Origin of the sequence: Winogradskyella sp. MH6, from assembly GCF_022810765.1 — a bacterium.
GTDB lineage: Bacteria > Bacteroidota > Bacteroidia > Flavobacteriales > Flavobacteriaceae > Winogradskyella.
This window is the reverse complement of record NZ_CP094494.1, coordinates 3,369,958-3,394,921: the sequence shown is the minus strand read 5'-3', so window position 1 is coordinate 3,394,921 and position 24,964 is coordinate 3,369,958. Positions and strand designations below refer to the sequence as shown.

Here is a 24,964-nt window from a genome sequence, read left to right as displayed (position 1 = left end):
ATTAATACAGTTTATGAAGTATTCCAAAATCAAAGAATTATACAATTTTATATTTGAATCTTACGATAAACCATCTTTAGAGAAGCATATAGAGAAAATCATAGAGATGGATCGTTTTTTACCTTATAGCTCAACCTTTTTTTGCATAACCAATACGCAAGATCTAACCTTTGAATATGTTAGTAAAAATTACAAAGCTTCCTTAGGACTAGATCCAAATGAACTTAAGGAAAAAGGAATGCGTTACTTCTGGAGTAGAATTCATCCTGAAGATATAGAGTTTTGGCTACAAGCATTAAATAGTCTTATGAAGTTTACATTGAGTGAAATTCCGAAGGAAAAAAGACAAGATGCTAGTTATACATGGAATTTTAGATTTAAAAACGCACAAAATATTTATGTAAATGTGGTACAAAATACCACACCATTGATTTTTGACTCAGAGAACAAGCCAATTATAGGCTTGGCTCATTATACAATTATGCATCCAGATGTTAAGTTAGATATTACAGCCTCTGCCAAATTGCTAAATGATAAGCAAGAATACGAAACCATATACTTTGATAGCTTTTCTCAAAAATTACTGCACGATAGTGTTACCAATAGAGAAAGAGACATTATAAGACTTTTAATTTTAGATAAGACAAGTAAAGAAATTTCCGAAAAGCTTAACATCAGTTCACATACCGTAGATACGCATAGACGTAATATTCTAAAGAAGTTAGATATTACATCTACAGGAGAATTAGTTGGTATTTTAAAGTTAAATCCGCATTGGCTATAAAAAATACTCAAATTGAGTATTGTAGAGCTGTTTGTTATTTTGCAACTTTGAATGCTATTAACTTTTAGGGAATAAAGAGTCCATTTTAATTAGATTTTTGATCTGTTAATTATGGGCTTTTTAATTTCAGTTTATAATCAAAATTTATTTAAGCTCTTTTCGTTAATCACTAATCAATATTGTATTTTTGTCTGAGATAAAATTAACATCAAAAAAACACTTATGAAATCATACGATGTAGCAGTAATTGGATCAGGACCTGGAGGCTATGTAGCAGCAATTCGTTGTGCGCAACTAGGCTTGAAAACTGCAATTATTGAAAAATATTCTACGCTTGGCGGTACATGTCTTAATGTAGGTTGTATTCCAAGTAAAGCCTTATTAAGTTCTTCGCATCATTATGAAGAAGCTACAAAACACTTTGAAGAACACGGTATTGAAATTCCTGGTGAGATAAAGGTTAATCTCGAAAAGATGATTGCACGTAAGCAAGCCGTTGTAGACCAAACTACAGGAGGTATAGATTTCTTAATGAAGAAAAACAATATTGATGTTTACGAAGGTTTAGGATCTTTTAAAGATGCAACCCACATCAAAATAGAAGGAAAAGATGCTGGCGAAATTGAAGCTAAAAACACAATTATAGCTACAGGTTCTAAGCCATCTAATTTACCATTTATCAACATAGATAAAGAAAGAATAATAACTTCAACGGAAGCTTTAAAACTAAAAGAAGTACCTAAGCATTTAATTATTATTGGAGGTGGTGTTATTGGTTTAGAGTTGGGACAAGTATATCGTCGTCTTGGAGCTGAGGTTACTGTTGTAGAGTACATGGACAGAATCTTACCAACTATGGATGCTGGTTTGTCTAAAGAACTTAACAAAGTATTTAAAAAGGCAAAATGTAATATGATGGTCTCTCACAAAGTTCAGTCTGTAGAACGTAATGGTGATGAGGTTGTGGTAAAAGCTGAAAACAAAAAAGGTGAGGTTGTTGAGTTTAAAGGAGATTACTGTTTGGTATCTGTTGGTCGTCGTCCTTATACAGATGGATTAAATGCCGAAGCTGCTGGTGTAAAACTTAACGATAGAGGTCAAGTAGAAGTTAACGAGCATTTACAAACAAATGTATCTAACATCTACGCTATTGGTGATGTTATCAAAGGTGCAATGTTAGCGCACAAGGCTGAAGAAGAAGGAGTTTTTGTAGCAGAAACTTTAGCTGGACAAAAACCACATATAGATTACAACTTAATTCCAGGAGTCGTTTATACTTGGCCAGAAGTTGCAGCAGTAGGTAAAACAGAAGAAGAATTAAAAGAAGCTGGTACCGAATATAAAGTAGGTCAATTTCCATTTAGAGCTTTAGGTAGAGCCAGAGCAAGTGGAGATATTGATGGCTTTGTAAAAATCTTAGCAGATAAAACTACAGACGAAGTACTTGGTGTACATATGATTGGTGCACGTTGTGCCGACTTAATTGCAGAAGCAGTAACAGCTATGGAGTTTAGAGCATCTGCCGAAGATATATCACGCATGTCGCATGCACATCCTACGTTTGCAGAAGCTGTAAAAGAAGCGGCTTTAGCTGCAACAGACGATAGAGCATTACACGTTTAGATTTTAAAAATATTATCATTCTAAACTTGCTTGTGCTGAACTTGTTTCAGTATTTAAGAATCTGAAAAGCGAACCATTTGGTTCGCTTTTTTTGTTTTAAATACAACTTCAGCCACATAAGAAAATACTCAAATTGAGTATATAGGTGTATTCATATAATACTTAGATTTGTTAAAACGTAAGTTATTTCTTAAACCCCAAACAAGAAACCATGAAAAAAGCCTATGCACATTACTTACTAGTCATCTTTGTACTATTAAGTACACTTCCTGTTTTTAGTCAAAATGATAATGAACCAATAAAACTTGGATCTGATGTTATGTTTACAATTTTTGAAGTTACAGGTGGTGGTCCAAAAATTGTTCTACTCTTACAGAAAAAGGATAGCACAGAAGTATCACTTGAAGAATTTAAAAGTTATTCATATCAAGATAAACCAGGAATTCCTGAAGGTTTTAAAGAATTAAAGCTAGAACCTGGTAATTATACGTTCGACAATTTTTTTCAAAGTGCAGATTTTGATTATTATGGTAGATATTCTCAGGGTAGATATACATTGTTTTTTTACCCAATCACTGTAATTCTTAATGTGGAATCCGGTCAAATAATGGTCAAATCTTGGCGTGATTCTTCAAGGGCAGATAGTAAGGAGCCTGTTACATTTGAGTCTGAAGAATACTATGACAATGGAAAAATATCTGCCAAAGGATTCATAGAAAAAGAGGGCAATAAAACGGGAGAATGGAAACATTACGATAAAGATGGTAACCTAACCACGTCAGGTGCATATGAAAATGACAAAAAAAATGGAGTATGGAAATATTATGATAAAGAAGATGGTCATCTAACCATGTCAGGAGCATATGAAAATGATGAAAGAGTTGGAGTGTGGAAAGTATATGGCAGCAATGGAAAGGTAAAGGAAGAAGTAAACTTCAGTAAAAAAAGTGAAGGCAATGCTTTCGAGTATTTTTCTAAAAACTAAACTTTATAATTATGAAAAACCTACTACTAATCACAGTACTACTACTTACTAATGTGTTTTTTGCACAATCCTCTAAAGAAGTTTCTGAAACTGAAGAATACTATCTGTATCATGAAAACGGAAATATTAAACTAAAAGCATATAAGGACAAGAATACTAAGGATGGAGAAATAGTTCTTAATGGTGAGTTTACAGTATATTATGAGGACGGAACTATTATGAAGAAAGGTAATTCAGTAAATTCTAAAATGGATGGTGTAATCTATAGTTATTATGAAAGTGGAAAGCTACAAAAAATAGACAATTATAAAAATGGCAAGCCACATGGTGAGAGTAAAGGCTATTATGAAAAAGGAAACTTAAAATACATTACCCATTACAAAGATAATTTACATCATGGTACAGAAAAAAATTATTACAGTAATGGTAATTTACAATCTGAGGGAAATTATATTGACGGAGAACCAGATGGATTGTGGCAGTATTATTATGAAGAAGGTGGAATAAAAGAAGAAATAAAATTTAAAAATGGAGAGAAAGTTTTGACTGAAGAACAAAAAAAAGCTAGGTCTTCTTTGTTTTGGCTTACAGATGGTGAAGGAGCAAGTTATTTAAAAGAAGATATAGAGAAAAAGAGACATTATTATTACGGAGGTGATGAATATGAATTAAAAATGGGCGGTTACCGTATAAAATTTACAGATAATCATTTTATTCTTGAACATTATGAAAATAAATATGAATTGAATAACGATTTTATTGAAGTAAAAGTCGGTGAAACGGTAAGCAAATCTTATTTTCCATTAAGTTGTATATCAAACATTAACAATTTAGGCAGAACTAATGCGTCCTCTAACGAAGGAACATGGATAGGAGCCATAACTATTTTTTTTAAGGAAGATTGTGTTTACCATGAAGATACAAAAGAGTATAATAATAAATTATCAATCCCTTTTAAAAAGATGAAGATAAGTGATGCACAATTTAGTATATATTGGGATCATTTAGAGAATGTAATGATTGCAGGAGGAGCAAAACTGTAGTCTAAAATTTAATAATCTAATGAATAATAATAACTTCTTTTACTTGTTTATATAAAAACCAACACTTTAAATATGAAAAACAAACTATTATTAATCTTAATTTGTTTTGCAGCAGCTAATCTTGCAAACGCTCAAACAACAGTAAAAAAAGAATACCATATAACTGGAGAACTCTTGTCTACGCAAGAATATAAAAACGGAAAAAAAGACGGCTGGTATAGAATTTACAATTTAGAGGGAACACTTACCGCAACATTTATATATAAAAATGGACTAAAGCAAGGTGAAAGTAAAAGTTATTATGATAACGGAACATTAAGTGAGGCAGGTCAATTTTTAAATGATAAACAGACTGGTCTGTGGAAAAAATGGAATGATGAAGGTGTTTTGATAGCTGAGGATAATTATAAAAATGGGAAAAAAGTTGGAATTTCTAAAGCGTATTATAAAAGTGGTGAAATAAGAAGTATTACTGAATACAAGGAAACTAACAGTAGAAAGGAAACGTCTACACACAAATGGTTTTATAAAAATGGTATTATAGAAGGGAGTCAAAGTTTTATCGAAAGTGTGCGCCAAGATTATAAAACTTATTATGAAACAGGTGTCTTATCTTCTTCTTGGGTTTTAAAAGATAATGGTAGAGGTCCAAAAGAAAATTTTTATCCATCTGGTAAACTATCCTCAACGGGAAATTATAAATTTAGCGGTAGTGATAAAATAGATGATTGGAAGTATTACTATGAAAGTGGGCAATTAAAAGCAATAGGTAGTTATACTTATACAAGTGATAAAGATGGAGAGTGGAAACATTATTATGATAACGGCAAACTAGAAGCCATTAAAGTTTATAAATGGGGAAGAAAAGTTGGTCAATGGAAATATTATGACAGAGAAGGGAATTTAACAAAAACTTTAAGCTATTAACATTTACAATTTTTGATAACAAACCAAGTTAATAGTATATCCTGCTAATCAAAAACCATAATCATGAAACGCAATTCTATTTTTTTCATAGTCATAATACTTTTTTCGTTAAACGTTAAAGCCCAAGACATATCAGACAAACAAATCTTAAAAAAGATAAAAGGCAAAAAGATAGAATGGATACCTAATGAAAATGGTTTTGCAAAAGTATTAATGAAATCTACCAAAAAATGGGGCATTTATCATATAGATGCTTATAAAGATTTGGATGAAGAAATTATTGACTTTGATATGGTAATAGAACCAAAATTCGATTCCATTGGCTGGTTTAAAAACATGGAACCATTTACCATTGTAAAAATCAAAAAAAAATATGGCATTCTTTTAAACCCTTATGAAATACACGATGCAGCTGAGAGAGCTAACTGCATTTATGATGCTGTAAAATTAAAGGAAGTAGATGGTAGGTTTTATGCGCTTATAAAACAAAACGAAAAATGGGGATTAGTAGATTGGTTCGAAGATGTGGTTTTAGTAGATCCAACTTTTGATAATCCAGAAGATGTGCCTTTGGTTTGGATAGAAGGTTGGGCAAAAGATATGTTTGTGTCATCCAAGAAAAAATTAAAAGCCGATATTCTTATTTTTGATGAAGGTAATGGTGATGGTGTATTTAAGGCAAGGAATAAAGCCACTAAAAAATGGGGAATGTATCAATCCTTAGGAGAAAAGAATCTAACAACACTTATTCCTGCAAAATACGATAGTATTCGTTTTTTTGGATACAATTCAAAATACACGGCAGTTTACAACAAAGGAAAAGTAGGTATGCATTTGTCTTATTGGAGTTATAATGAAAATACAAAACTGTCTGTGCCTTGTATTTACGAAGATTATAAAAATTTTAATGCAGATGGTGTACTAAAGCTAGCTGTTAAAAAAGATGGAAAATGGGGTTGGGTAAACTGGTTAACAGGAGAAGAAAAATCAGAATTTAAATACGAAACCACAGACGATTTGCCATATCCTTATTATAAACAAGACATTTGGATTGAAGACTAGATAAAACCTATTTTTAGTAATTTTATAAATGAATCTTCAACCCTTAAAAATACCAGCAGGTTGGTCTGTAGAGTGGAATTTGTTAACAGATACAGATCCAACAGAAGACACCATACACGAATTTACAGGTAGTTCGCTATTGCTTATAAACTCACCAACACGACTAAAATCGATTGATGTATCATGGCGACCAGAAGGTGATATTAATGGAGCATACCTATTGCAGGTTATTTATTTGTTGCCAAAATTCAATAGTAAAACCAATACAATAGAATATGAAGGTGTTTGGGAAGCTCCAGAGTTAGAATTTTCAACCCAAAACCGATTAGAACTAGTCGATAAGCTAAATCATTTACTGTTTTACTTAAAACCCTATACAGATACACGCATTTTACTACAACCTGGTGTTGTAGATGAACCTAATGAAGCTATTAGGCAAGAGTTGTTAGCTAACAATTTAACTGAAGAAGTTGTAAAAAAAATAATGGCATCTAACCATAAAAAACTTCAGGAGTTACTGTTAGACCACGAAGCTGTTTCGTATGCAGTTGTAGAAAAATTATCGCAAGAGGGTGCTACTAAAGGTGTAAAAAACAAAGCAAAGCAATTGCTAAACAGCAAACAGTTTAGAAATCAGAAACCTGAGACATCATCAGAATTTGAAAAGGCTAAACTCATTTCAAATATTACAAATAGGATGGAAGCTGTTCTTGCAGAGTTACAACAGCTAAAACCAGAAAAAGAATTCACGCTTAAAACTTATGAGTCTAATGGATATTGGAGTTTCCATTGGAAAAGCACAAAACTTTGGAAAACCGAACATTATTTAAAAGAATGGTTTACCGTTAGTTTAGATGGTAGTATTGATGCGTTTTCATTAAGTGGCTCTCATAGCATTAAAGATATTTTTGAACAACTTGAAGACAGGCATTTTCTATATAAAGAAAAAACAATAGAAACGCTTCATAAAATGATTAACACTATTGAAAAGCAAACTAAAGAAGCTGTTTTAAAAGCTATAGACCAACAATTTGATCCTAGTTTTTAAAAAACGAAAGTTTATAACTCTTGCATTAAATCTATAATCCGTAAACGCTTGGCATAATTGTCTTCATTTACATCTCGTACAAAGCAGTACGCACTAATGTCATCTTTTTTCACCTTTTCTTTAAGCTCTTCAACGGTAAAAGGTCCAAATTCTTCAGATTTTGAGATGTAATAGAATTCGTGTTTGTGTATAACCTTGTTAACCTTCTTTTTGTATTTATCTTTTAGATAGTCTTGAATATCTTCAATAGAATTCAAGTCTTCAGAATAATTAGTTGTATTAATATACATAGCAAACTCTTCTTTATCCTGATGATTTAAGACTAAAATATCATCATCCTTAAAGTAAGCTTTGACGGTTATTATACCGTCTTCGGTTTCGATAGTAAATATATTCTGTATACTTATTGTCCAAGACGTTGTAATAGTTGCGTCCTTTCTTTCAATCTCTAAAATATTGTTGTCTCTAAACGTGTAAATCGCTTTCTTTTTAGAAATACCATTCACCAAAACCCATTGCTGATTTATAAAATGAGAATCGTGATGACGCTCGTAATCAAACGGTTTTAAATTTGGGATGGTATTATGAAGGTATGCACTCATTAAGCGGTTAATAACATAGTCTAGAGACTATGATAACGATAGATTTGGACTTTTATTTATCTAAAGTTAAAAATTTTCAAGATGATTTAAAACATCTTTCTTATAACTTCGACTAATAGGTAGTGCTTTTCGATTAACTGTAATCTCTTCGTTTGTAAAGGATTGAATTTTTGCCAAGCTTACAATGTATGAACGGTGGATTCTTAAAAAGTCTTTTTGTGGTAGTTTGGCTTCAATGGCACTTATAGTTTCTCTGGTAACTATACAGGTTTCAGTAAGATGAATTTTAATATAATCACTTAAACTTTCAATATAGAGAATGTCTTTAAAGGTGATTTTTAGCATACGTCTATCAGACCTCACAAAAATAAAATCATTGTCATCTAATTGATTGGATTCATTTTTTAAATGCTTAGCATTGACTTCAAAATAGCGATTTACCGCTTTTAATAATCTTTCAAAAGGAATAGGTTTTAATAAATAATCTACAGCTTGAAGATCAAAACCTTCTACAGCATAATCTCTGTAGGCTGTGGTAAAAATTATTTTGATGTTTTTATTGATGGATTTTGCAAAGGCAATTCCTGAGATTTCAGGCATATTAATGTCTAGGAAGATAAGGTCCACGGCATTATTGTTTATAAAATTGAAAGCTTCAATAGCATTTTTACATTGTGCTACAACTTCAATATTTTTTATGCGAGATAAATGTGTCGCTATAATATCTCTAGCCATGCTTTCGTCGTCAACTATGATGCAAGAAATAGGTTTAGTCATGGGCTAGTTTGGATTTTATGTTAAGTTCTAAGTCAACTTTAAATGTAGAGTCATTGTGAGTGATGTCTAACTTATAACGATTAGGGTATAATAAATCTAATCGTTTTTTAATGTTTTGTAAACCAATGCCATCGTTGTGAGTTTTTTGATTACTGCTGCTGTTGCTAATATTAAAAATAATGGTTTCTGAATTGGCTTTTACTGAGAGGTCAATAGATAAAACGCCTTCTTTTAAAGTGCCATGTTTAAAACTGTTTTCTACAAAGGGAATAAAAAGCATTGGTGCTATATCAATAGCTTTTGATTGAATGTCTTTATAAAATGTAATAGCTAATGTGTTGTTAAATCGCATTTTTTCTAAAGAGATATAATCTTCAATATGATTTATTTCGTCTTCGAGACTTACAAAAGGTTTATCGACTTGATACAGTAAATAGTCTAATAGATTAGACAATTTTAAAATCATTTCGGGCGTTTCATCTGCCTTTTTTAATGCAGAGCCGTACATGGTATTTAATGTGTTAAAAAGAAAATGAGGATGAATCTGCATTTTCAAATAGTTTAATTCTTGCTCTTTTAGTTTTAGTTGGGTTTCTAGAATTTTGGTTTCTAGTTTTTTAGTGATTTTGGTTTGTTTTAAATTTAATTTTAAAAGCTTAAAGGCACTAATTACAAAAACAATAAGATACACAGCGCCAAGAACTAAAATAATGTTCTTTGTTGCCGGATTCATTTCAGAATACTCAAAGCCAGATAAATAAATTAAGCTAAAAAACACACTGGCCACAACTAAATAAGCAGAAATAATAAGGGTGTATATACTATATAGAGCAAATCTTGCGTAACGTTTGCTAATGAGGTAATCTGGTATTAGTTTATAAATAAAAACATAAGTAGTAGCAATGGTTATAGGCATCAAAAATAAGCTAAACGAAAATGAATTTTTAAAACTCGTATTACCTATACTAAAGAAATAACTGTAGAAAATTAGTACTGCTAACCAAAATAAAGTATGCAGCAGTATCTGAAGACATTTGTGTAATAAAAAACGTTTTAAAGACATTTAGTTATAACCTCTTACAATAATACTATATTTTTAGAGCCAACAGGAATTTTGTAGACGAATAGCAGATTTAGTAATGGATTTAGCATTTAGTTAAATCACATGCCAAAAAGGTTATTCGTCGCAAAATAAAAAATTGACAAGATGTAGTTTATAGTTTTGAAATGCAATCAAAAAACAAACAGTTTTAAAACTATAATTAAATTTACACACTATGCAATCAACAATTTTATCTTTAACAGTTCAATTCGCAGATCGTTTTTACGAAGGAGGACCGCTTTTTATGTCGCTCATCTTAATCTGCTTATTGCTTTCTCTAGCTTTACTTACAATAGGTTTTATTAATCTAAAAAAAGATTCTAAGAAAGCTCGTAAAATGCTCAATCTTACCGTAGACAGTAGTCTATTGGGTTTGGTTATTGGTTTTTTTGCCTCCGTAATCGGATTGATTACAGCTTTTGATTCTGTAGAAGCCTTAGGAGATCCAAATCCGGCTATTTTTGCAGGTGGACTTAAAGTATCATTATTAACAGCAACATTTGGTTTGTTTACCTTTATAATTGCAAGAATAGGTATTCTAATATTAAGATGGTTGCTGCAAAACAAAGAGTAATCTTAGAAGAGTAATTATATACTAGCGAACTTATTAAGTTCGCTTTTTTTATGCCTAGAAATTAAATTCAGTAATTTTGTAAAAAGTTTTTTATATGGAAGAACTTACGCTTACAACTCCGGCACTTTTATTCTCTGCAATTTCTCTAATCATGTTAGCATACACAAATCGCTTTTTAGCTTATGCGGCAATTATTAGAAATCTTAGTGATAAATATTTAGAACGTAAGGAAGCTGTGTTAATGCGGCAGATTAATAACTTAAAACTAAGGTTAAATCTTACACGATGGATGCAAATTTTAGGTATTTCTAGTCTTTTGCTATGTGTCTTAACTATGTTTTTAATTTATATAGATCAACACAATGCTGCTATTTGGATTTTTGGTTTTGCATTGTTACTACTTATTTTTTCTTTGGCATTTTTAATAAGAGAAATTCAAATTTCAACATTAGCTCTAGAGCACCATCTTAGAGATATGGAAGATCAAATTAATGAGTAAAAAATTTTTTTTAAAATTTTTGTGACTTGTTAAGAAGCTTTGTGTCTTAAACGTATAACCAATCAAGTTAAAATAGAATTTTCAACCAAAATTGACTGAAGACGCAATTCATAGCCTAACCGATGAAGCGCTTGTGGAAGCAATCGTAAAAACCAACGACACTATGTTGTTCGAGGTGCTTTATGATAGATATGCCACTATGGTATATAATAAATGCTACGGGTTTGCAAATGGAGTCGATGAAGCTAAAGACCTAACTCAAGACGTGTTTTTGAGAGTCTTTGTTAAATTAGCTAGCTTTAAAGGGAAGTCTAAATTTTCAACTTGGCTATATGCGTTTACATATAATCATTGTGTAAATTATGTAACCAGAAATACAGCAAAAAAGTTCGAAAAACAATCTGTAAGTTCAGAAAGTATTGATATACAAAATATAGGTGAGGAAATTGATTCTGCTCGTGAGTTTGAAAATATGCGAGTAGATAAGTTAAAAGGCGTAATGGAGTTGATTTCACCTGAAGAAAAAATGATATTGTTGCTAAAGTATGAAGATAACTTAACAATTAAAGAATTATCAGAAGCTTTAGATATAGGGGAAAGCGCAGTTAAAATGCGATTAAAAAGAGCAAAAGAAAAACTCGTACATAAGTACGATAATTATACGAAAGATGGAGAATCCATTTAAGCAAATAAACCAGCCTTTAAAAGAGGTACCAGCAGAGCTAAAGAGCAAAGTTATGAGCGACATTGCTATGGCAAAATTGCTCATGGAATTAGCCGAACTGTTTTCGTATAATTTAGGCTATATCATAGATACTGTAAGTAAGAACAGAAAAAAATAATTAAATATATAGTAACCCTAACATTATACTATAAGTATGGAAAAAGTAACAGATTTTAAAAATTCGGCAATGCAGTCATTATCTTCTATGTGGCCAGAAGTTTCGGCGTTTTTAGTTAAAGCTTTAGCTGCACTAGCTATTTTAATTATAGGGTGGATAGTGACAAAACTTGTTGTAAAGGCTGTAAGGAAAGTTTTAAAATTAGCTAAGGCTAATAAATTAGACGACAGTCTGAATGATATTGAAATCATAGAAGGCAAAAAGTTGAATTTTGATACGATTAAGATTGTGTCAAAATTCGTAAAATGGGTGATGTATATCATTCTGGTAATAATGATGTCTGATGTTTTAGGATTAGAGATAATCTCCAATCAGATAAGTGAATTGTTATCATATTTACCACAGCTATTTGCAGCCTTAATCATTTTTACATTGGGTTTGTTGTTTGCCAATTTTGTAAAAAATGGATTGAAATCATTTTTTGAATCTATGGATTTATCTGGAGGCAAAATGATTAGCCATATAGTTTTCTTTTTATTGTTAATATTTATTTCAATTACAGCTCTAAATCAAGCAGGTATAGATACTACAATAATTACAAGCAACATTACCATGATTTTGGGAGCTTTTCTTTTGGCTTTTACAATTGCATTTGGTCTTGGAGCAAAAGGTGTTGTATCTAAGCTTATGCATACATTTTATGCAAGAAAAATGTTTGAAGTTGGGCAGAAAATAGTTTTTAATAACGAAAGTTATACAGTAGATGAAGTTAGAAGTATATCAGTGATATTAAAAGGTTCAAAAGGTAGGTTAATAGTACCAATAAACGATTTAATGGATAATCAAGTACAAGTGCAGGATCAACTATAAGGTTAGGGTTATAGATTTTATTTCATATAAAATGCGGTCCTGCGGTACTTGACGTATATAGAAAACCTCTTCAATTTTTGAAGAGGTTTTCTTTTTTTATCAGCGTTTCTTTTTGTTACGCTTGTTATAATTTTTATCACCTCGTGTTTTAGGCTTCTTGTACTTTTTAGAAATTTCGCGTCTGTAAGAACCACCTAAATTTACCTTTTTGTTCTTCTCCTTCTTTTCGTGAAATGCAGGACCAGGTATATCTTCAGTACTACGCTTTGTGGGATTATTGCGTTCTCTAATTTGAGGTCGCTCTTCTTCAATAAGTTCAGTTGAGATTTCTACAACATTTGGTATGTCCTTAGTTTCAATCTCTAGTTGCATTAAAGCTTCAATACGTTCTCTGGCTTCTTGCTCTTTTTCGGTAGAGAATAATAGCGCATAACCTTGTTTTTCTGCACGACCAGTTCTACCGATTCGGTGCATATAGTTTTCAGGATAATCTGGTGTGTCAAAATTGATAACGTGTGTAACATCATCAATATCTAATCCTCTTGCCATAACATCTGTGGCTACCAATAATCTGTGCTCGCCTTCACTAAACTGTTCTATACTTCTAAGTCTATAATTCTGTGTTTTGTTAGAGTGAATAACACAGCTTTGACCAGGAAAAAGCTCTTCTAATTTATCAAACAATCGGTCTGCCATTTTCTTGTAGGCTACAAAGATTAAAACTTTAGAAAACTCATCTTTATCACTTAATAGGTATTCTAGTAAATTAACTTTTGTATAAAAATTAGGAACATTGTAACGTTCTTGTTTAATATTTTCTAGCGGAGTACCAGAGACTGCAATTTGAATTTTAGTAGGATTAATAAAAAAATCTGTTATCAACTCATCAACATCTGCTGTCATCGTTGCAGAGAACATAATGTTTTGTCTGCGCTCTGGAAGAATATCAAAGATGTTCATTAATTGATGTCTAAATCCTAAATCTAGCATCACATCAACCTCATCTATCACTAATTTTTGAATAGATTTAAGCTGTAAAACTCGGCTAACTGCAAGGTCGTATAAACGTCCTGGTGTAGCCACAATAATATCTAAACCTTGTGCAACAGCTTGTTTTTGCGTATTGATATTAGTACCTCCATAAACACCTAAAACACGGTTATTAATGTATTTAGACATTTTTTCTATTTCGCTTACAACCTGTACAACGAGCTCGCGTGTTGGTACCAAAACTAAAACTCTTGGATTGTCTTGTCTTGAGTATTTAAGATGACGCAAAATAGGTAGCATATACGCAAAGGTCTTACCAGTACCAGTTTGCGCTATACCAACCACATCTTTACCAGAAGCTACAACATTAAATGCTTCAGATTGTATTGGAGTAGGAGTTGTAAATCCTAAGTCTTCAATAGCATTGTATAAAGGAGTATTTAGATTTAAATCTTGAAAAGTCACAGCCATAGATTTTGTGCAAAGCTACTATTAATAATCTATATCAGTTTAACAAATTGCGATTAAGCGTTATACTATACGTTGCTTTGAATAATTTTTTGGGTTCTAAAGTCACAATACCTTCCTTATCTTTTAGTTGTTGATTGGTACTTTCTGAATCAGCGATGCCAATCCAAGGCTCAATACAAACGTAAGGTGCATTAGGTTTTGCCCAAATGCCCAAAAAAGGAAAACCTTCAAATTTAACATTAAGAATTTCACCTTTTGCTTTGTGTTTTAATGCCACTTGTCTCGATTTTAAATCTTTAAAAATCAATGCATCTTCATTAAAAAGATCTCCATGTAAATTTATAGTGTTGGGACTGTCAAAAACAGGTTTTGTTTTATCCGAGACCAATCCTGTTGCCATATTAAGCAAATATGATCTGCTGGTTTCTTGTTTTTCAAACTCTAAAAAATAATCGGTATAAGATTCATCTTTAAACAAAGGACATGCAAACGCAGGATGTCCTCCAAGAGAAAAATACATGGTCTTAGAATCTGTGTTTTTTACAGTATGGTGTATTAAAAGTTCATTGTCATTAAGCTCGTAAGTGATTAAAAACTCAAACTCAAAAGGATAAATTGCTCTTAGCTCATCATTTGAGTTTAGTTGAAATGTAACTTCAGAATTTGAATTAGAAATCACTTCAAAATCTTTGTTGTGCCTTACAAAACCATGTTTTGGCATGTTATACTTTTTGCCGTTATAGATATAACTGTTCTCTTTCATGGCTCCAATAATTGGAAACAGATTTGGAGCATGACTTCCCCAAACATCTGGGTTTGCTTCCCAAATAAACTCGGTATTATTTTTTAAGGAACGTATACTACATAGCTCGGCTCCTTTAGACTTTATTTCAATTTTAAGTAGGTCGTTTTCTAAAAATGGCATGGTTTTTATTTTTTATTGAAAGATACAATTCTTCTACGCTAGAAAATGTATTCTCATTATTTTTACAAAATTATTTTACTCCGTTGAGAACATCACATAATCAAACAATAAAAAATCCTAAAGTTTTTAAACAACAGTTGTTGTGTTGGGCACAGCAGTTTGATGATGTTGTTTGGTTAGACTCTAATGATTATAAAGACCAATACAGTAATTATGATGCTGTTTTGGCTGTTGATGCTTTCACAAGTTTGCAAACAGACTACATAGACGCTTTTGAGCGTTTAAAGGAATATCAAAAAACTACTAAAGACTGGATTTTTGGTTACTTAACGTATGATTTAAAGAATTCAATTGAAGACTTAGAGTCTAAAAATTTTGATGGTTTAGGATTTCCGGATTTGTATTTTTTTCAACCAAAAAAACTGATTTTAATTAAAGGTAATATTGCAGAATTTCAGTATTTAAACCTAGTTGATGATGAGATTGAAAGTGATTTATTAGCAATAGAACAATCTGGTAATCTAAACATCCAAGAATCTAAACATCCGATTAAGATAAAACTCAGAATTCACAAGGACGAATACTTTGAGAAAGTCAACACAATGTTAGCGCGTATTCATAGAGGAGATATTTATGAAGCTAATTTTTGTCAGGAGTTCTATGCAGAAAATAGCGTTATAAATCCATTAGAAGTTTACAACAAATTAAATCAAATCTCTAAACCACCTTTTGCAACCTTATTTAAGTCTTTTGATAAGTACCTTTTGTCTGCTTCGCCAGAGCGTTATATCAAAAAAGAAGATGATAAGGTCATTTCGCAGCCTATAAAAGGTACAGCCAAGCGTTCTAAAAATGAAAAAGAAGATCTCAGATTAGCTGAAAATTTAGCCAGCGACCCAAAAGAGCGTAGTGAGAACATTATGATTGTAGACTTGGTTAGAAATGATTTGTCTCATACAGCAACAAAGGGAAGTGTACAGGTGGAAGAATTGTGTAAAGTGTATTCCTTTTTACAAGTACATCAAATGATTTCAACGGTAACTTCTAAAGTTTCAGAAGATATTCATCCTGTAGATATTATAAAAACTACGTTTCCTATGGGAAGTATGACAGGAGCACCAAAAATCTCAGCGATGAAAATTATTGAAGATTTAGAGGAGACCAAACGTGGATTATATTCTGGTGCAGTTGGTTATTTTACACCAAAAAACGACTTTGACTTTAACGTCATAATACGAAGTATTCTTTATAATGAGACCAAGAAATATGTGTCTTATTCAGTTGGTAGTGCCATTACAGCAAAGAGCAATCCGCTTAAAGAATACGAGGAATGTTTGGTAAAAGCCAAAGCCATGCGAGAGGTTTTGGAAAATTAGATATTTAGACGGTTAGATACTTAGATCTTTAGACTCTTTCTAATGGTAATCGTATCTAACAAATCCAAATATCTAATTATCTAATAGGTCTAAAAAATCTATTCAATATGCGATCTAAAGCTCTTTTTAACACGATCAAAAATAAACTCAATTCTAGACGTTGTAATGTTCTTTATTTTGGCGATGTCCTCAAATTCTAAATTACCGAAAATATACAAATCAATAATATTAGAAATATTAATTGGTAGCCAACTGTAAAAGCGACCAAAGACTTTAGGAGACTCTTTGGTGGACAAATCTTTAACTTCAAAAGCATTTAAAATAGAAGTTTCTTTATCTTCATATAAGTACAGCTCATTATCCATTTCTTGTCTGTAAGAAATGTCATTAAGCTCAGTATTTAAGATTAAATCTAAGTCAGCGTCAACGGTGTATTCTTCGCCAAGTTTAGCGATTTCATGTCGTCTAATGTCGTCTGTGCTAATGGTGTTTTTATGAAAAACTTCTTTCTTAAAAAGTTCGTTCATATAATTATCCACGAGTTTAAAAAGCTCAAGTCTAACTGCTGAATATTCAGCTTCTATATTAAAACCATTGCTGTAAAGTGTAATGATACATTCGTCAATTATACCGTTAGATGAATACATGTTTTTTGGTAAAATGCCTGTAGATTCTGCTATGTAAATTCTGTGTTTTACATATGGATGCAAATGCTGTACTGCGGTTAGCACTTTTTTATCAAAAGTAGTTTGTGCAGATTTTGCTGAAAGTTCTTTTATTGTGCTCATAACCATAGTTTTTAAATTACTTCTTTAAAGTTACCAATAAAGGAACAATTTCGATATGATTTTTATCATTTTTAACTAATTGTAAGAGTAGTACATTATCGTATCTTTACGCTATGTTAACTGCTTTTAAAAACCATATTGAGGAACAATTTCCTTTTCTGAAAAATTCTCGTTTAGTCATTGCTATTTCTGGTGGAATAGACAGTGTGGTATTGGCGCAGCTATGTCATAAATTGAATTTTGATTTTGCTTTAGCACATTGTAATTTTAATTTAAGGGGAAATGAAAGTGATGCTGACGAAGATTTTGTTTTAGACTTAGGAGAGCAGTTGAATGTTGAAGTGTTTGTTCAGAATTTTGATACTGAAGCCTATGCTGAAGAAAACAAATGTTCTATTCAAATGGCTGCTCGCGAATTACGATACGATTGGTTTTCAGAATTAGCACAACAATTAAAATTCGATTACATCCTTACCGCACATCACGCAGATGATAACCTTGAAACATTTTTAATCAATTTCACCAGAGGAACTGGACTTAATGGTTTAACAGGAATTCCGGAACTGAATGGAAATATTGCTAGGCCATTATTGTCATTTTCTAGAGAAACAATAGAAGCATACGCTAAAAGTGAAAACATAGCCTGGAGAGAAGATAGTAGTAATTCATCAAGAAAATACCTTAGGAATAAATTAAGGCATGAAGTGATTCCAATTCTAAAGGAAATCAATCCTAATGTTTTGGATAGCTTTCAGAATACCTTATCAAACCTAAAGGAGACGGAAGCTATAGTCAACCAAAGTATAAAAGATTTTCTAAGTAAAGCAATATTAAAAGAAGAAGGAAATACGATAACCTATGCAGTTTCAGAATTTAAAAAACAAAATAACCCTAAAGCCTTTTTGTTTGAAGCTTTTAAAGAATGTGGTTTTAATGAATGGAATGATGTTGAAGGTTTACTAGATGCCGAAACAGGTAAATACATAACTTCAAACACGTATAAGCTCACCAAGCATCGCGATTTTTTGATTTTATCTGAATTATGTCATTCAGAGCAAAGCGAAGAATCTCTATTAATTACAAAAGAAAATCGCTCTATAAAAACACCCATTGGTATTTTGTTTTTTAATGAAGCAGAGGCTCTAATGGACAAATCTAAAACTACAATTTACGTAGATGCAGAAAAACTAAACTATCCTTTAGAACTTAGACCATGGGAAACTGGCGATGTTTTTTATCCTATTGGTATGAAAGGCAAAAAGAAAGTGAGCAAATACTTAAAAGATGAAAAGTTAACTCCCATTGAAAAAGAGAGCACTTGGGTTTTAACATCAGAAAATAAAATAGTTTGGGTTGTTGGGAGAAGAGCAGATGAACGTTTTAAGGTTACAGACCAAACAAATCAAATTTTAAAAATTGAATTAAAATAATATTGTCATTCCTGCGTAGGTAGGAATCCATTTCTAATATGACATTAAAAGGAAACATAGTAGACATACAAAACCGTAGCATCTACAAAGGAGAAATCACTATAGAGAATGGTAAAATCAAAGCTATTAAAGAAAACGACTGCGAAGAAAGCCTCTATATATTACCAGGTTTTGTAGATGCACATATTCACATAGAAAGCAGTATGTTAGTGCCAAGCGAGTTTGCAAAAGTAGCTGTAAAACATGGTACAGTAGCCACAGTTTCCGATCCACACGAAATAGCCAATGTGCTCGGAGTAAAAGGAGTGGAGTTTATGATAGAAAACGGCAAACAAACGCCTTTTAAATTCAATTTTGGAGCACCAAGTTGTGTACCAGCCACTAGTTTTGAGTCTGCTGGAGCTGTTATAGATTCCGATGACATAAAAACCTTAATGGCAAATCCAGATATTAAGTATTTGGCGGAAATGATGAATTATCCAGGAGTCATTTACGACGATGCTGAAGTGCTTAAGAAAATTGAATGGGCAAAACATTACAATAAACCTATTGATGGGCATGCACCAGGTTTAAGAGGTGAGGATTTAACCAAATATATCTCTACAGGAATTTCCACCGATCATGAGTGTTTCACCTATGAAGAAGGTTTAGAGAAACTTCAAAAAGGCATGAAAGTTATCATCAGAGAAGGTAGTGCTGCTAAAAATTTTGAAGCCTTGATTGGTTTATTAGATGAGCATTACCAAAACATGATGTTTTGTAGTGATGATAAACATCCAGATGATTTGTTGGTAGGACATATTAATCAGCTTTGTGCAAGAGCAGTAGATAAGGGCAATGACATTTTTAAAGTCCTTCAAGTAGCTTGTGTTAATCCTGTTAAGCATTACAATTTAGATGTTGGTTTGTTACAAGTTGGAGATACAGCAGATTGTATATTGGTTGAAGATTTAACCGACTTTAAAACCCTTCAAACCTATATAAATGGAGAATTGGTTTACGATAATGGCGAATCTAAAATACAACACGTCAATTTTGAAAATCTAAACAACTTCAATACCAGCAAAAAATTAGTTGAAGATTTTAGAGTTGAAGCTAGTACAACCAAAATTAGAGTTATTGAATGTCTAGATGGAGAATTGGTCACCAATCAAATTATTGAAGATGCTACTATTAAAGATGGCAATTTAGTGTCTAACACAGAAAACGATATCTTAAAAATGACAGTCGTTAACCGTTACCAAAATAATAAACCAGCGATGGCATTTATAAAGAATTTTGGACTTAAAGAAGGGGCAATTGCAAGTTCTGTTGGTCACGATTCGCATAATATTATTGCAGTTGGGGTATCTGACGAAGCTATTTGCAAAGCAGTTAATCTTATTATTGAAAATGAAGGAGGAATTTGTGCGGTGAGTAATACAGAACAAAAAGTAGTTGCACTTCCTGTTGCTGGTATCATGAGCGATAAAGATGCTGAAACTATAGGGAAACAGTATTCTGAATTAGATAAAATGGCAAAACAATTAGGTTCTAAGCTTCACGCACCTTATATGAGTTTGTCCTTTATGGCATTGTTGGTGATTCCTTCTTTAAAACTCAGTGATAAAGGTCTGTTTGATGGAGGGAAGTTTGAGTTTACGGATTTGGCGTACATTCCATCTTAACATTGTCTTCAAACTTTTATATAATTTTAAAGATTATCTTTAAACCTTTCAAAAAAGTTAACCCTATTATGATTAAGAATTTTACGCTCATTTTACTACTATGTATCGCTTTAGTTAATTGCAAAGACGAAAAACATCAAGCTCTCGAAAATCCTGAAACAGCTAAAGTTGAAGATACTTTTGTCAAGGATAATTACACTAAAAAAGAGGTCATGATTACCATGAGAGATGGTATTAAGCTACATACAACCATATATTCTCCAAAAGACACCACTAAAACGTATCCTATGTTAATGATGCGTACACCATACAGTTGTAGACCTTATGGAGAAGATGAATACAGGAGTAAGATAGGACCAAATAAATATTTAATGGAAGAAGGAAACATCATGGTGTATCAAGATGTTCGTGGGCGTTGGAATAGTGAAGGAGTTTATGATAATATGCGAGCTTATATTCCGAATAAAACAGGAAAAGAAACTGATGAAGCAAGTGATACTTACGATACCATAGAATGGTTAATCAATAATGTTGAAAACAACAATGGCAAGGTTGGTACGTATGGTATTTCGTACCCAGGATTTTACACGACGTATTCACTGTTAGATGCGCATCCAGCTTTAAAAGCAGCATCTCCACAAGCGTGTATTGGCGATTTCTTTTTCGACGATTTTATTCATAACGGAGCCTTTTTATTGAGCTATTGGAGAGCGACGTCGGTGTTTGGATATATGAAAGATACACCAACAACAGCATCTTGGTACGAATTCCCAGACATTGGAACAGAAGATCAGCATCAGTTTTTCTTAGATAACATGCCTTTGAGCAAATTGAATAAATTTTACGACAGTACCAATGTGTTTATGGAACAGATAAAAACACATGTCACGTATGATGATTTCTGGAAACCTAGAGGTATTATTCAGCATTTAAAAGATATAAAACCAGCAACGATGGTTGTTGGCGGTTTCTTTGATGCCGAAGATTTATATGGTCCTTTCAATACCTACAAAAACATTGAAAAGAATAGTGATAATTACAACACCGTAGTTTTTGGCCCTTGGAGTCATGGTGATTGGGCAAGAAGTTCTGAAAGACAGGTTGTGGGTAATATTCACTTTGGAGATAGTATTTCAGACTATTTTCAAAAGGAAATTGAAACTAAATTCTTTAATCATTTCTTAAAAGGTGAAGGTGATGGCAAAACAGGATTGCCAGAAGCACAAATGTTTAATACAGGTACAAAATCATGGCAATCTTTTGAAAGTTGGCCACCAAAAAACACAGCTAAAGAAAGTTACTTTTTACAACCTTACGAGCGTTTAACGCAACGTGCTACAAGAAATATAGCGACGTCAGATTTTATAAGTGACCCTAAAAAGCCAGTGCCTTACACTGAAGATATTAAAGTTGGATTCACACCGCGAAAATTCATGACAGACGATCAGCGTTTTGCATCGAGACGTCCAGATGTATTAACCTTTGAAACCGAAGTTTTAGAAAATGATATCACTTTAGCTGGTGATATTTTAGCGAAACTAAACGTATCAACTACAGGAACTGCAGCCGATTGGATTGTAAAAGTAATCGATGTGTTTCCGGCAGATACAGAAAATACAGATGATGTGCAAGATCATTTAAAGTTGAGTAATTACCATATGATGGTACGTAGCGAAGTGCTGCGTGGTCGTTTTAGAAATAGTATGGAAAAACCTGAACCTTTTGTGCCAAATCAAAAAACGTCAGTAAACATTAAGTTGCAAGATGTATTTCACACGTTTAAAAAAGGACATAAGATTCAGGTGCAAGTACAGAGTACATTTTTTCCTTATATAGATGCTAATCCTCAGACGTATGTAGATAATATTTTTAAAGCCAAAGAATCAGACTTTAAAGCGCAGACACACAGGGTATTTAACGACTCGTCTATTGAGTTTACAGTTTTGAGATAAACAGTCTTTGAGCTAACTGCCAAAAGCTAATAGCCAATAGCTAGAACATGCCAATAATAGAATCCACATACAAACCACCATTTTGGGCAAAGAAAAGCTTTGTGTCTACTGTATTTTCAGGACTAGCAAGAACAGTAAGCGGTGTTCTACAAACCAGAGAACGTATTGAGTTAGACGACGGTGATTTTATAGATGTAGATTGGAGTTATGCAGAAAGTCCTTCGGACAAAGTGATTGTCTTACTTCATGGTTTAGAAGGCAATGCGCAACGACCATACATTACAGGAACCGCTAAATTATTTAATGAAAATGGTGTAGATGCTTGTGCTGTAAATTTTAGAGGTTGTAGTGGTGAGCCAAATCGCTTGTTTAGAAGTTACCATTCTGGTGCTACGGAAGATTTAGAAGCAGTCATTGACTATATTTTAAAACAAGACAAATACAGCGACATTTATATAAAAGGTATTAGTCTTGGTGCTAACATGGCTTTAAAATATGCTGGTGAGCGAGAACAATTACCAAAAGCACTAAAAGGTATTGTTGCAGTTTCATCTCCATGTTATCTAAAAGGGGCTTCAGATGCTTTGATGCATATAAAAAACCGACACTATGCTATCAGGTTTTTAGCGCATCTTAAAGACAAGTTGAAGCCCAAGCTAGAGCAGTTTTCACAAGATATTTCTACTGCTGATTTTAATGCCATTAAAACCTTGGTAGATTTTGATGATGTATATACATCAAAAGCCCATGGTTTTAAGGATGCTTTAGACTATTACGAACACGCTAGCAGTTTACAATATCTATCGAGTATTGCTATTCCAACACTAATTATCAATTCGCTTAACGATTCTTTTTTGTCAGCAGAATGTTATTCCGTTAAGGAAGCTAAGCAAAATCCAAATCTTTATTTAGAAATGCCAAAGTATGGTGGGCATGTTGGGTTTATTGATAAAGGGAATATATATTATAATGAGAGACGAGCTCTAGATTTTGTAAATCAACTTTAATTTGTAGATTTAAGCAAATCAATTCTTTATGCTCAAAAAAGTTTTTGGAAGCGCCGTTTTTGGTGTCGAAGCTACAACGATTACAGTAGAAGTAAATGTAGATAAAGGTGTAGGTTACCATTTGGTTGGACTTCCAGATAACGCCATAAAAGAGAGTAATTACCGTATTGCAGCAGCTTTGCAAAATAACGGTTACAGAATTCCAGGAAAGAAGATTACAATAAACATGGCGCCAGCCGATTTACGCAAAGAAGGTTCTGCTTACGATTTAACTTTGGCAGTGGGAATTCTAGCAGCATCTAATCAAATTAAAGCAGAAAATTTAGATGAGTATCTCATAATGGGTGAATTGTCTTTAGATGGTAGTTTGCAACCTATAAAAGGTGCGTTGCCAATTGCGGTAAAGGCTAGAGAGGAAGGTTTTAAAGGTTTTATTTTGCCAAGCCAAAATGCCAAAGAAGCAGCAATAGTTAATGATCTCAAGGTTTATGGTGTCGATAATATAGAACAGGTTATCAACCATTTTGATAACGATGAAACCTTAGAGCAAACCATTATCAATACACGAGAAGAGTTCTATAAAAACCTCGATTTTCCTGAATTTGATTTTGCAGATGTCAAAGGCCAAGAAAGCATTAAACGCTGCATGGAAATTGCAGCAGCAGGTGGTCATAACATTATTCTTATTGGTCCGCCAGGCTCTGGAAAAACCATGTTAGCAAAGCGTTTGCCAAGTATTTTGCCGCCAATGACCTTGCATGAAGCACTAGAAACAACCAAGATTCATTCTGTGGTTGGGCGTGTCAAAGACCATACAGGTTTAATGGCACAACGACCATTTAGAAGTCCACACCATACTATTAGCAATGTAGCCTTGGTTGGCGGCGGAAGCTATCCACAACCAGGTGAAATCTCACTATCTCATAACGGAGTTTTATTTTTAGATGAGTTGCCTGAATTTAAACGTGAAGTTCTAGAAGTTATGCGCCAACCGTTGGAAGATAGAGAAGTGACAATTTCCAGAGCAAAGTTTACTGTTACTTATCCAAGTTCGTTTATGTTGGTCGCAAGTATGAATCCAAGTCCAGGCGGTTATTTTAACGATCCTGATGCGCCTGTAACGTCTAGTCCAGCGGAAATGCAACGTTATATGAGTAAGATTTCGGGACCATTATTAGATCGTATCGATATTCATATTGAAGTGACTCCAGTACCATTTGAAAAACTTTCCGACGATAGAAAAGGTGAGTCTTCAGTTGATATCAGAAAACGTGTTACAGCAGCTAGAGAATTACAAACCAAACGCTTTGAAGATTTAGAAAATGTGCATTACAATGCTCAAATGAATACCAAACAAATACGTGAGTTTTGTAAACTCGATGAAGGCTCTTTAGAGTTGTTAAAATCTGCCATGGAGCGTTTAAATCTCTCGGCTAGAGCTTACGACAGAATCTTAAAAGTGTCTAGAACTATCGCAGACCTAGAAGGTTCTAATGATGTCACTGGAGCACATATCAGTGAGGCCATTCAATATAGAAGTTTAGATCGTGAAGGCTGGTTAGGCTAAAAATTCCTTAAAAGTCGATATCTTGTCGTACAAATTTTCAATTTAGTTTTTGA

General features: G+C 32.8%; 24 protein-coding genes. 18 read left to right on the top strand and 6 right to left on the bottom strand.

The genetic code is table 11. The features are described 5' to 3' along the window. Positions 1-13 precede the first annotated feature (13 nt). The 7 genes from MST30_RS15245 (at position 14) to MST30_RS15215 (ending at position 7,472) form a co-directional block, all read left to right on the top strand. Positions 14-784: a LuxR C-terminal-related transcriptional regulator gene (locus MST30_RS15245; protein WP_243472271.1), complete on the top strand. Its 771-nt coding sequence runs from the start codon at positions 14-16 to the stop codon at positions 782-784. A 222-nt stretch (positions 785-1,006) separates the two neighbouring features. Beyond that, positions 1,007-2,407, top strand: coding sequence for a dihydrolipoyl dehydrogenase (gene lpdA / locus MST30_RS15240; protein WP_243472270.1), 1,401 nt, complete (start codon positions 1,007-1,009; stop codon positions 2,405-2,407). Positions 2,408-2,618: 211 nt separating this feature from the next. Beyond that, a complete protein-coding gene (locus MST30_RS15235; RefSeq protein WP_243472269.1) occupies positions 2,619-3,392 on the top strand; it encodes a toxin-antitoxin system YwqK family antitoxin in 774 nt (257 codons plus the stop codon). A gap of 11 nt (positions 3,393-3,403) precedes the next feature. Beyond that, positions 3,404-4,435 carry a toxin-antitoxin system YwqK family antitoxin gene (locus tag MST30_RS15230; protein ID WP_243472268.1) on the top strand — a complete coding sequence of 344 codons (1,032 nt, stop codon included), beginning with the start codon at positions 3,404-3,406 and terminating at the stop codon, positions 4,433-4,435. A 72-nt stretch (positions 4,436-4,507) separates the two neighbouring features. Next, the gene (locus MST30_RS15225) at positions 4,508-5,362 is read left to right on the top strand and encodes a toxin-antitoxin system YwqK family antitoxin (RefSeq protein WP_243472267.1); all 855 of its coding nucleotides are present in this window, start codon (positions 4,508-4,510) and stop codon (positions 5,360-5,362) included. A 63-nt stretch (positions 5,363-5,425) separates the two neighbouring features. Next, the gene (locus MST30_RS15220; RefSeq protein ID WP_243472266.1) at positions 5,426-6,424 is read left to right on the top strand and encodes a WG repeat-containing protein; all 999 of its coding nucleotides are present in this window, start codon (positions 5,426-5,428) and stop codon (positions 6,422-6,424) included. A 28-nt stretch (positions 6,425-6,452) separates the two neighbouring features. After that, positions 6,453-7,472, top strand: a complete 1,020-nt coding sequence (locus MST30_RS15215; RefSeq protein ID WP_243472265.1) for a hypothetical protein — start codon at positions 6,453-6,455, stop codon at positions 7,470-7,472. Positions 7,473-7,483: 11 nt separating this feature from the next. On the opposite strand, the gene MST30_RS15210 is transcribed toward MST30_RS15215, so the two are convergent. The 3 genes from MST30_RS15210 to MST30_RS15200 form a co-directional block, all read right to left on the bottom strand. Continuing rightward, the gene (locus MST30_RS15210) at positions 7,484-8,074 is read right to left on the bottom strand and encodes a hypothetical protein (protein WP_243472264.1); all 591 of its coding nucleotides are present in this window, start codon (positions 8,072-8,074) and stop codon (positions 7,484-7,486) included. A 66-nt stretch (positions 8,075-8,140) separates the two neighbouring features. Next, positions 8,141-8,851, bottom strand: a complete 711-nt coding sequence (locus MST30_RS15205; protein WP_243472263.1) for a LytR/AlgR family response regulator transcription factor — start codon at positions 8,849-8,851, stop codon at positions 8,141-8,143. Then, positions 8,844-9,767: a sensor histidine kinase gene (locus MST30_RS15200; RefSeq protein WP_243472262.1), complete on the bottom strand. Its 924-nt coding sequence runs from the start codon at positions 9,765-9,767 to the stop codon at positions 8,844-8,846. The genes MST30_RS15205 and MST30_RS15200 overlap by 8 nt, the downstream gene beginning before the upstream one ends. Before the next feature lie 361 nt (positions 9,768-10,128). Here MST30_RS15200 and MST30_RS15195 point away from each other — a divergent pair, with 361 nt between their 5' ends. The 5 genes from MST30_RS15195 to MST30_RS15175 all read left to right on the top strand — a co-directional run bounded on the left by MST30_RS15195 (position 10,129) and on the right by MST30_RS15175 (position 12,738). Further along, a complete protein-coding gene (locus tag MST30_RS15195) occupies positions 10,129-10,527 on the top strand; it encodes a MotA/TolQ/ExbB proton channel family protein (RefSeq protein WP_243472261.1) in 399 nt (132 codons plus the stop codon). Positions 10,528-10,621: 94 nt separating this feature from the next. Continuing rightward, positions 10,622-11,026, top strand: a complete 405-nt coding sequence (locus tag MST30_RS15190) for a DUF2721 domain-containing protein (protein WP_243472260.1) — start codon at positions 10,622-10,624, stop codon at positions 11,024-11,026. Between the two features lie 91 nt (positions 11,027-11,117). Next, positions 11,118-11,711, top strand: coding sequence for an RNA polymerase sigma factor (locus MST30_RS15185; protein WP_243472259.1), 594 nt, complete (start codon positions 11,118-11,120; stop codon positions 11,709-11,711). Beyond that, the gene (locus MST30_RS15180) at positions 11,695-11,868 is read left to right on the top strand and encodes a hypothetical protein (RefSeq protein WP_243472258.1); all 174 of its coding nucleotides are present in this window, start codon (positions 11,695-11,697) and stop codon (positions 11,866-11,868) included. The genes MST30_RS15185 and MST30_RS15180 overlap by 17 nt, the downstream gene beginning before the upstream one ends. A gap of 36 nt (positions 11,869-11,904) precedes the next feature. Further along, entirely contained in the window at positions 11,905-12,738 is an 834-nt protein-coding gene (locus tag MST30_RS15175; protein ID WP_243472257.1) for a mechanosensitive ion channel family protein, read from the top strand. Between the two features lie 99 nt (positions 12,739-12,837). Here MST30_RS15175 and MST30_RS15170 read toward each other — a convergent pair whose 3' ends face one another. Then, positions 12,838-14,193 carry a DEAD/DEAH box helicase gene (locus tag MST30_RS15170; protein WP_243472256.1) on the bottom strand — a complete coding sequence of 452 codons (1,356 nt, stop codon included), beginning with the start codon at positions 14,191-14,193 and terminating at the stop codon, positions 12,838-12,840. A gap of 40 nt (positions 14,194-14,233) precedes the next feature. Then, on the bottom strand, positions 14,234-15,124 hold the full coding sequence (locus MST30_RS15165) for an aldose 1-epimerase family protein (protein ID WP_243472255.1): 891 nt from the start codon (positions 15,122-15,124) through the stop codon (positions 14,234-14,236). An 83-nt stretch (positions 15,125-15,207) separates the two neighbouring features. Between MST30_RS15165 and MST30_RS15160 the strand changes: the two genes are divergently transcribed. Further along, the gene (locus MST30_RS15160; RefSeq protein ID WP_243473886.1) at positions 15,208-16,500 is read left to right on the top strand and encodes an anthranilate synthase component I family protein; all 1,293 of its coding nucleotides are present in this window, start codon (positions 15,208-15,210) and stop codon (positions 16,498-16,500) included. A gap of 98 nt (positions 16,501-16,598) precedes the next feature. On the opposite strand, the gene MST30_RS15155 is transcribed toward MST30_RS15160, so the two are convergent. Then, positions 16,599-17,288 carry a hypothetical protein gene (locus MST30_RS15155; RefSeq protein ID WP_243472254.1) on the bottom strand — a complete coding sequence of 230 codons (690 nt, stop codon included), beginning with the start codon at positions 17,286-17,288 and terminating at the stop codon, positions 16,599-16,601. Between the two features lie 113 nt (positions 17,289-17,401). Here MST30_RS15155 and tilS point away from each other — a divergent pair, with 113 nt between their 5' ends. From tilS to MST30_RS15130, 5 genes are all read left to right on the top strand, one after another. After that, positions 17,402-18,718 (top strand): tRNA lysidine(34) synthetase TilS, encoded by a 1,317-nt coding sequence (tilS, locus tag MST30_RS15150; protein WP_243472253.1) that lies wholly within the window; start codon positions 17,402-17,404, stop codon positions 18,716-18,718. A 38-nt stretch (positions 18,719-18,756) separates the two neighbouring features. Further along, on the top strand, positions 18,757-20,385 hold the full coding sequence (gene ade, locus MST30_RS15145; RefSeq protein ID WP_243472252.1) for an adenine deaminase: 1,629 nt from the start codon (positions 18,757-18,759) through the stop codon (positions 20,383-20,385). 68 nt (positions 20,386-20,453) lie between these two features. Then, a complete protein-coding gene (locus tag MST30_RS15140) occupies positions 20,454-22,337 on the top strand; it encodes a CocE/NonD family hydrolase (protein ID WP_243472251.1) in 1,884 nt (627 codons plus the stop codon). 47 nt (positions 22,338-22,384) lie between these two features. After that, positions 22,385-23,344: a YheT family hydrolase gene (locus tag MST30_RS15135; protein ID WP_243472250.1), complete on the top strand. Its 960-nt coding sequence runs from the start codon at positions 22,385-22,387 to the stop codon at positions 23,342-23,344. A 28-nt stretch (positions 23,345-23,372) separates the two neighbouring features. Continuing rightward, a complete protein-coding gene (locus tag MST30_RS15130) occupies positions 23,373-24,911 on the top strand; it encodes a YifB family Mg chelatase-like AAA ATPase (protein WP_243472249.1) in 1,539 nt (512 codons plus the stop codon). The last annotated feature ends 53 nt before the right edge of the window (positions 24,912-24,964 follow it).

Excerpts from the sequence above, each read along its gene's own strand:
- MST30_RS15245 (WP_243472271.1), top strand. The coding sequence starts at position 14 with ATGAAGTATTCCAAAATCAAAGAATTATACAATTTTATATTTGAATCT.
- lpdA (WP_243472270.1), top strand. The coding sequence starts at position 1,007 with ATGAAATCATACGATGTAGCAGTAATTGGATCAGGACCTGGAGGCTAT.
- MST30_RS15235 (WP_243472269.1), top strand. The coding sequence starts at position 2,619 with ATGAAAAAAGCCTATGCACATTACTTACTAGTCATCTTTGTACTATTA.
- MST30_RS15230 (WP_243472268.1), top strand. The coding sequence starts at position 3,404 with ATGAAAAACCTACTACTAATCACAGTACTACTACTTACTAATGTGTTT.
- MST30_RS15225 (WP_243472267.1), top strand. The coding sequence starts at position 4,508 with ATGAAAAACAAACTATTATTAATCTTAATTTGTTTTGCAGCAGCTAAT.
- MST30_RS15220 (WP_243472266.1), top strand. The coding sequence starts at position 5,426 with ATGAAACGCAATTCTATTTTTTTCATAGTCATAATACTTTTTTCGTTA.
- MST30_RS15215 (WP_243472265.1), top strand. The coding sequence starts at position 6,453 with ATGAATCTTCAACCCTTAAAAATACCAGCAGGTTGGTCTGTAGAGTGG.
- MST30_RS15210 (WP_243472264.1), bottom strand. The coding sequence starts at position 8,074 with ATGAGTGCATACCTTCATAATACCATCCCAAATTTAAAACCGTTTGAT.
- MST30_RS15205 (WP_243472263.1), bottom strand. The coding sequence starts at position 8,851 with ATGACTAAACCTATTTCTTGCATCATAGTTGACGACGAAAGCATGGCT.
- MST30_RS15200 (WP_243472262.1), bottom strand. The coding sequence starts at position 9,767 with ATGCCTATAACCATTGCTACTACTTATGTTTTTATTTATAAACTAATA.
- MST30_RS15195 (WP_243472261.1), top strand. The coding sequence starts at position 10,129 with ATGCAATCAACAATTTTATCTTTAACAGTTCAATTCGCAGATCGTTTT.
- MST30_RS15190 (WP_243472260.1), top strand. The coding sequence starts at position 10,622 with ATGGAAGAACTTACGCTTACAACTCCGGCACTTTTATTCTCTGCAATT.
- MST30_RS15180 (WP_243472258.1), top strand. The coding sequence starts at position 11,695 with ATGGAGAATCCATTTAAGCAAATAAACCAGCCTTTAAAAGAGGTACCA.
- MST30_RS15175 (WP_243472257.1), top strand. The coding sequence starts at position 11,905 with ATGGAAAAAGTAACAGATTTTAAAAATTCGGCAATGCAGTCATTATCT.
- MST30_RS15165 (WP_243472255.1), bottom strand. The coding sequence starts at position 15,124 with ATGCCATTTTTAGAAAACGACCTACTTAAAATTGAAATAAAGTCTAAA.
- MST30_RS15155 (WP_243472254.1), bottom strand. The coding sequence starts at position 17,288 with ATGAGCACAATAAAAGAACTTTCAGCAAAATCTGCACAAACTACTTTT.
- tilS (WP_243472253.1), top strand. The coding sequence starts at position 17,402 with ATGTTAACTGCTTTTAAAAACCATATTGAGGAACAATTTCCTTTTCTG.
- ade (WP_243472252.1), top strand. The coding sequence starts at position 18,757 with ATGACATTAAAAGGAAACATAGTAGACATACAAAACCGTAGCATCTAC.
- MST30_RS15140 (WP_243472251.1), top strand. The coding sequence starts at position 20,454 with ATGATTAAGAATTTTACGCTCATTTTACTACTATGTATCGCTTTAGTT.
- MST30_RS15135 (WP_243472250.1), top strand. The coding sequence starts at position 22,385 with ATGCCAATAATAGAATCCACATACAAACCACCATTTTGGGCAAAGAAA.
- MST30_RS15130 (WP_243472249.1), top strand. The coding sequence starts at position 23,373 with ATGCTCAAAAAAGTTTTTGGAAGCGCCGTTTTTGGTGTCGAAGCTACA.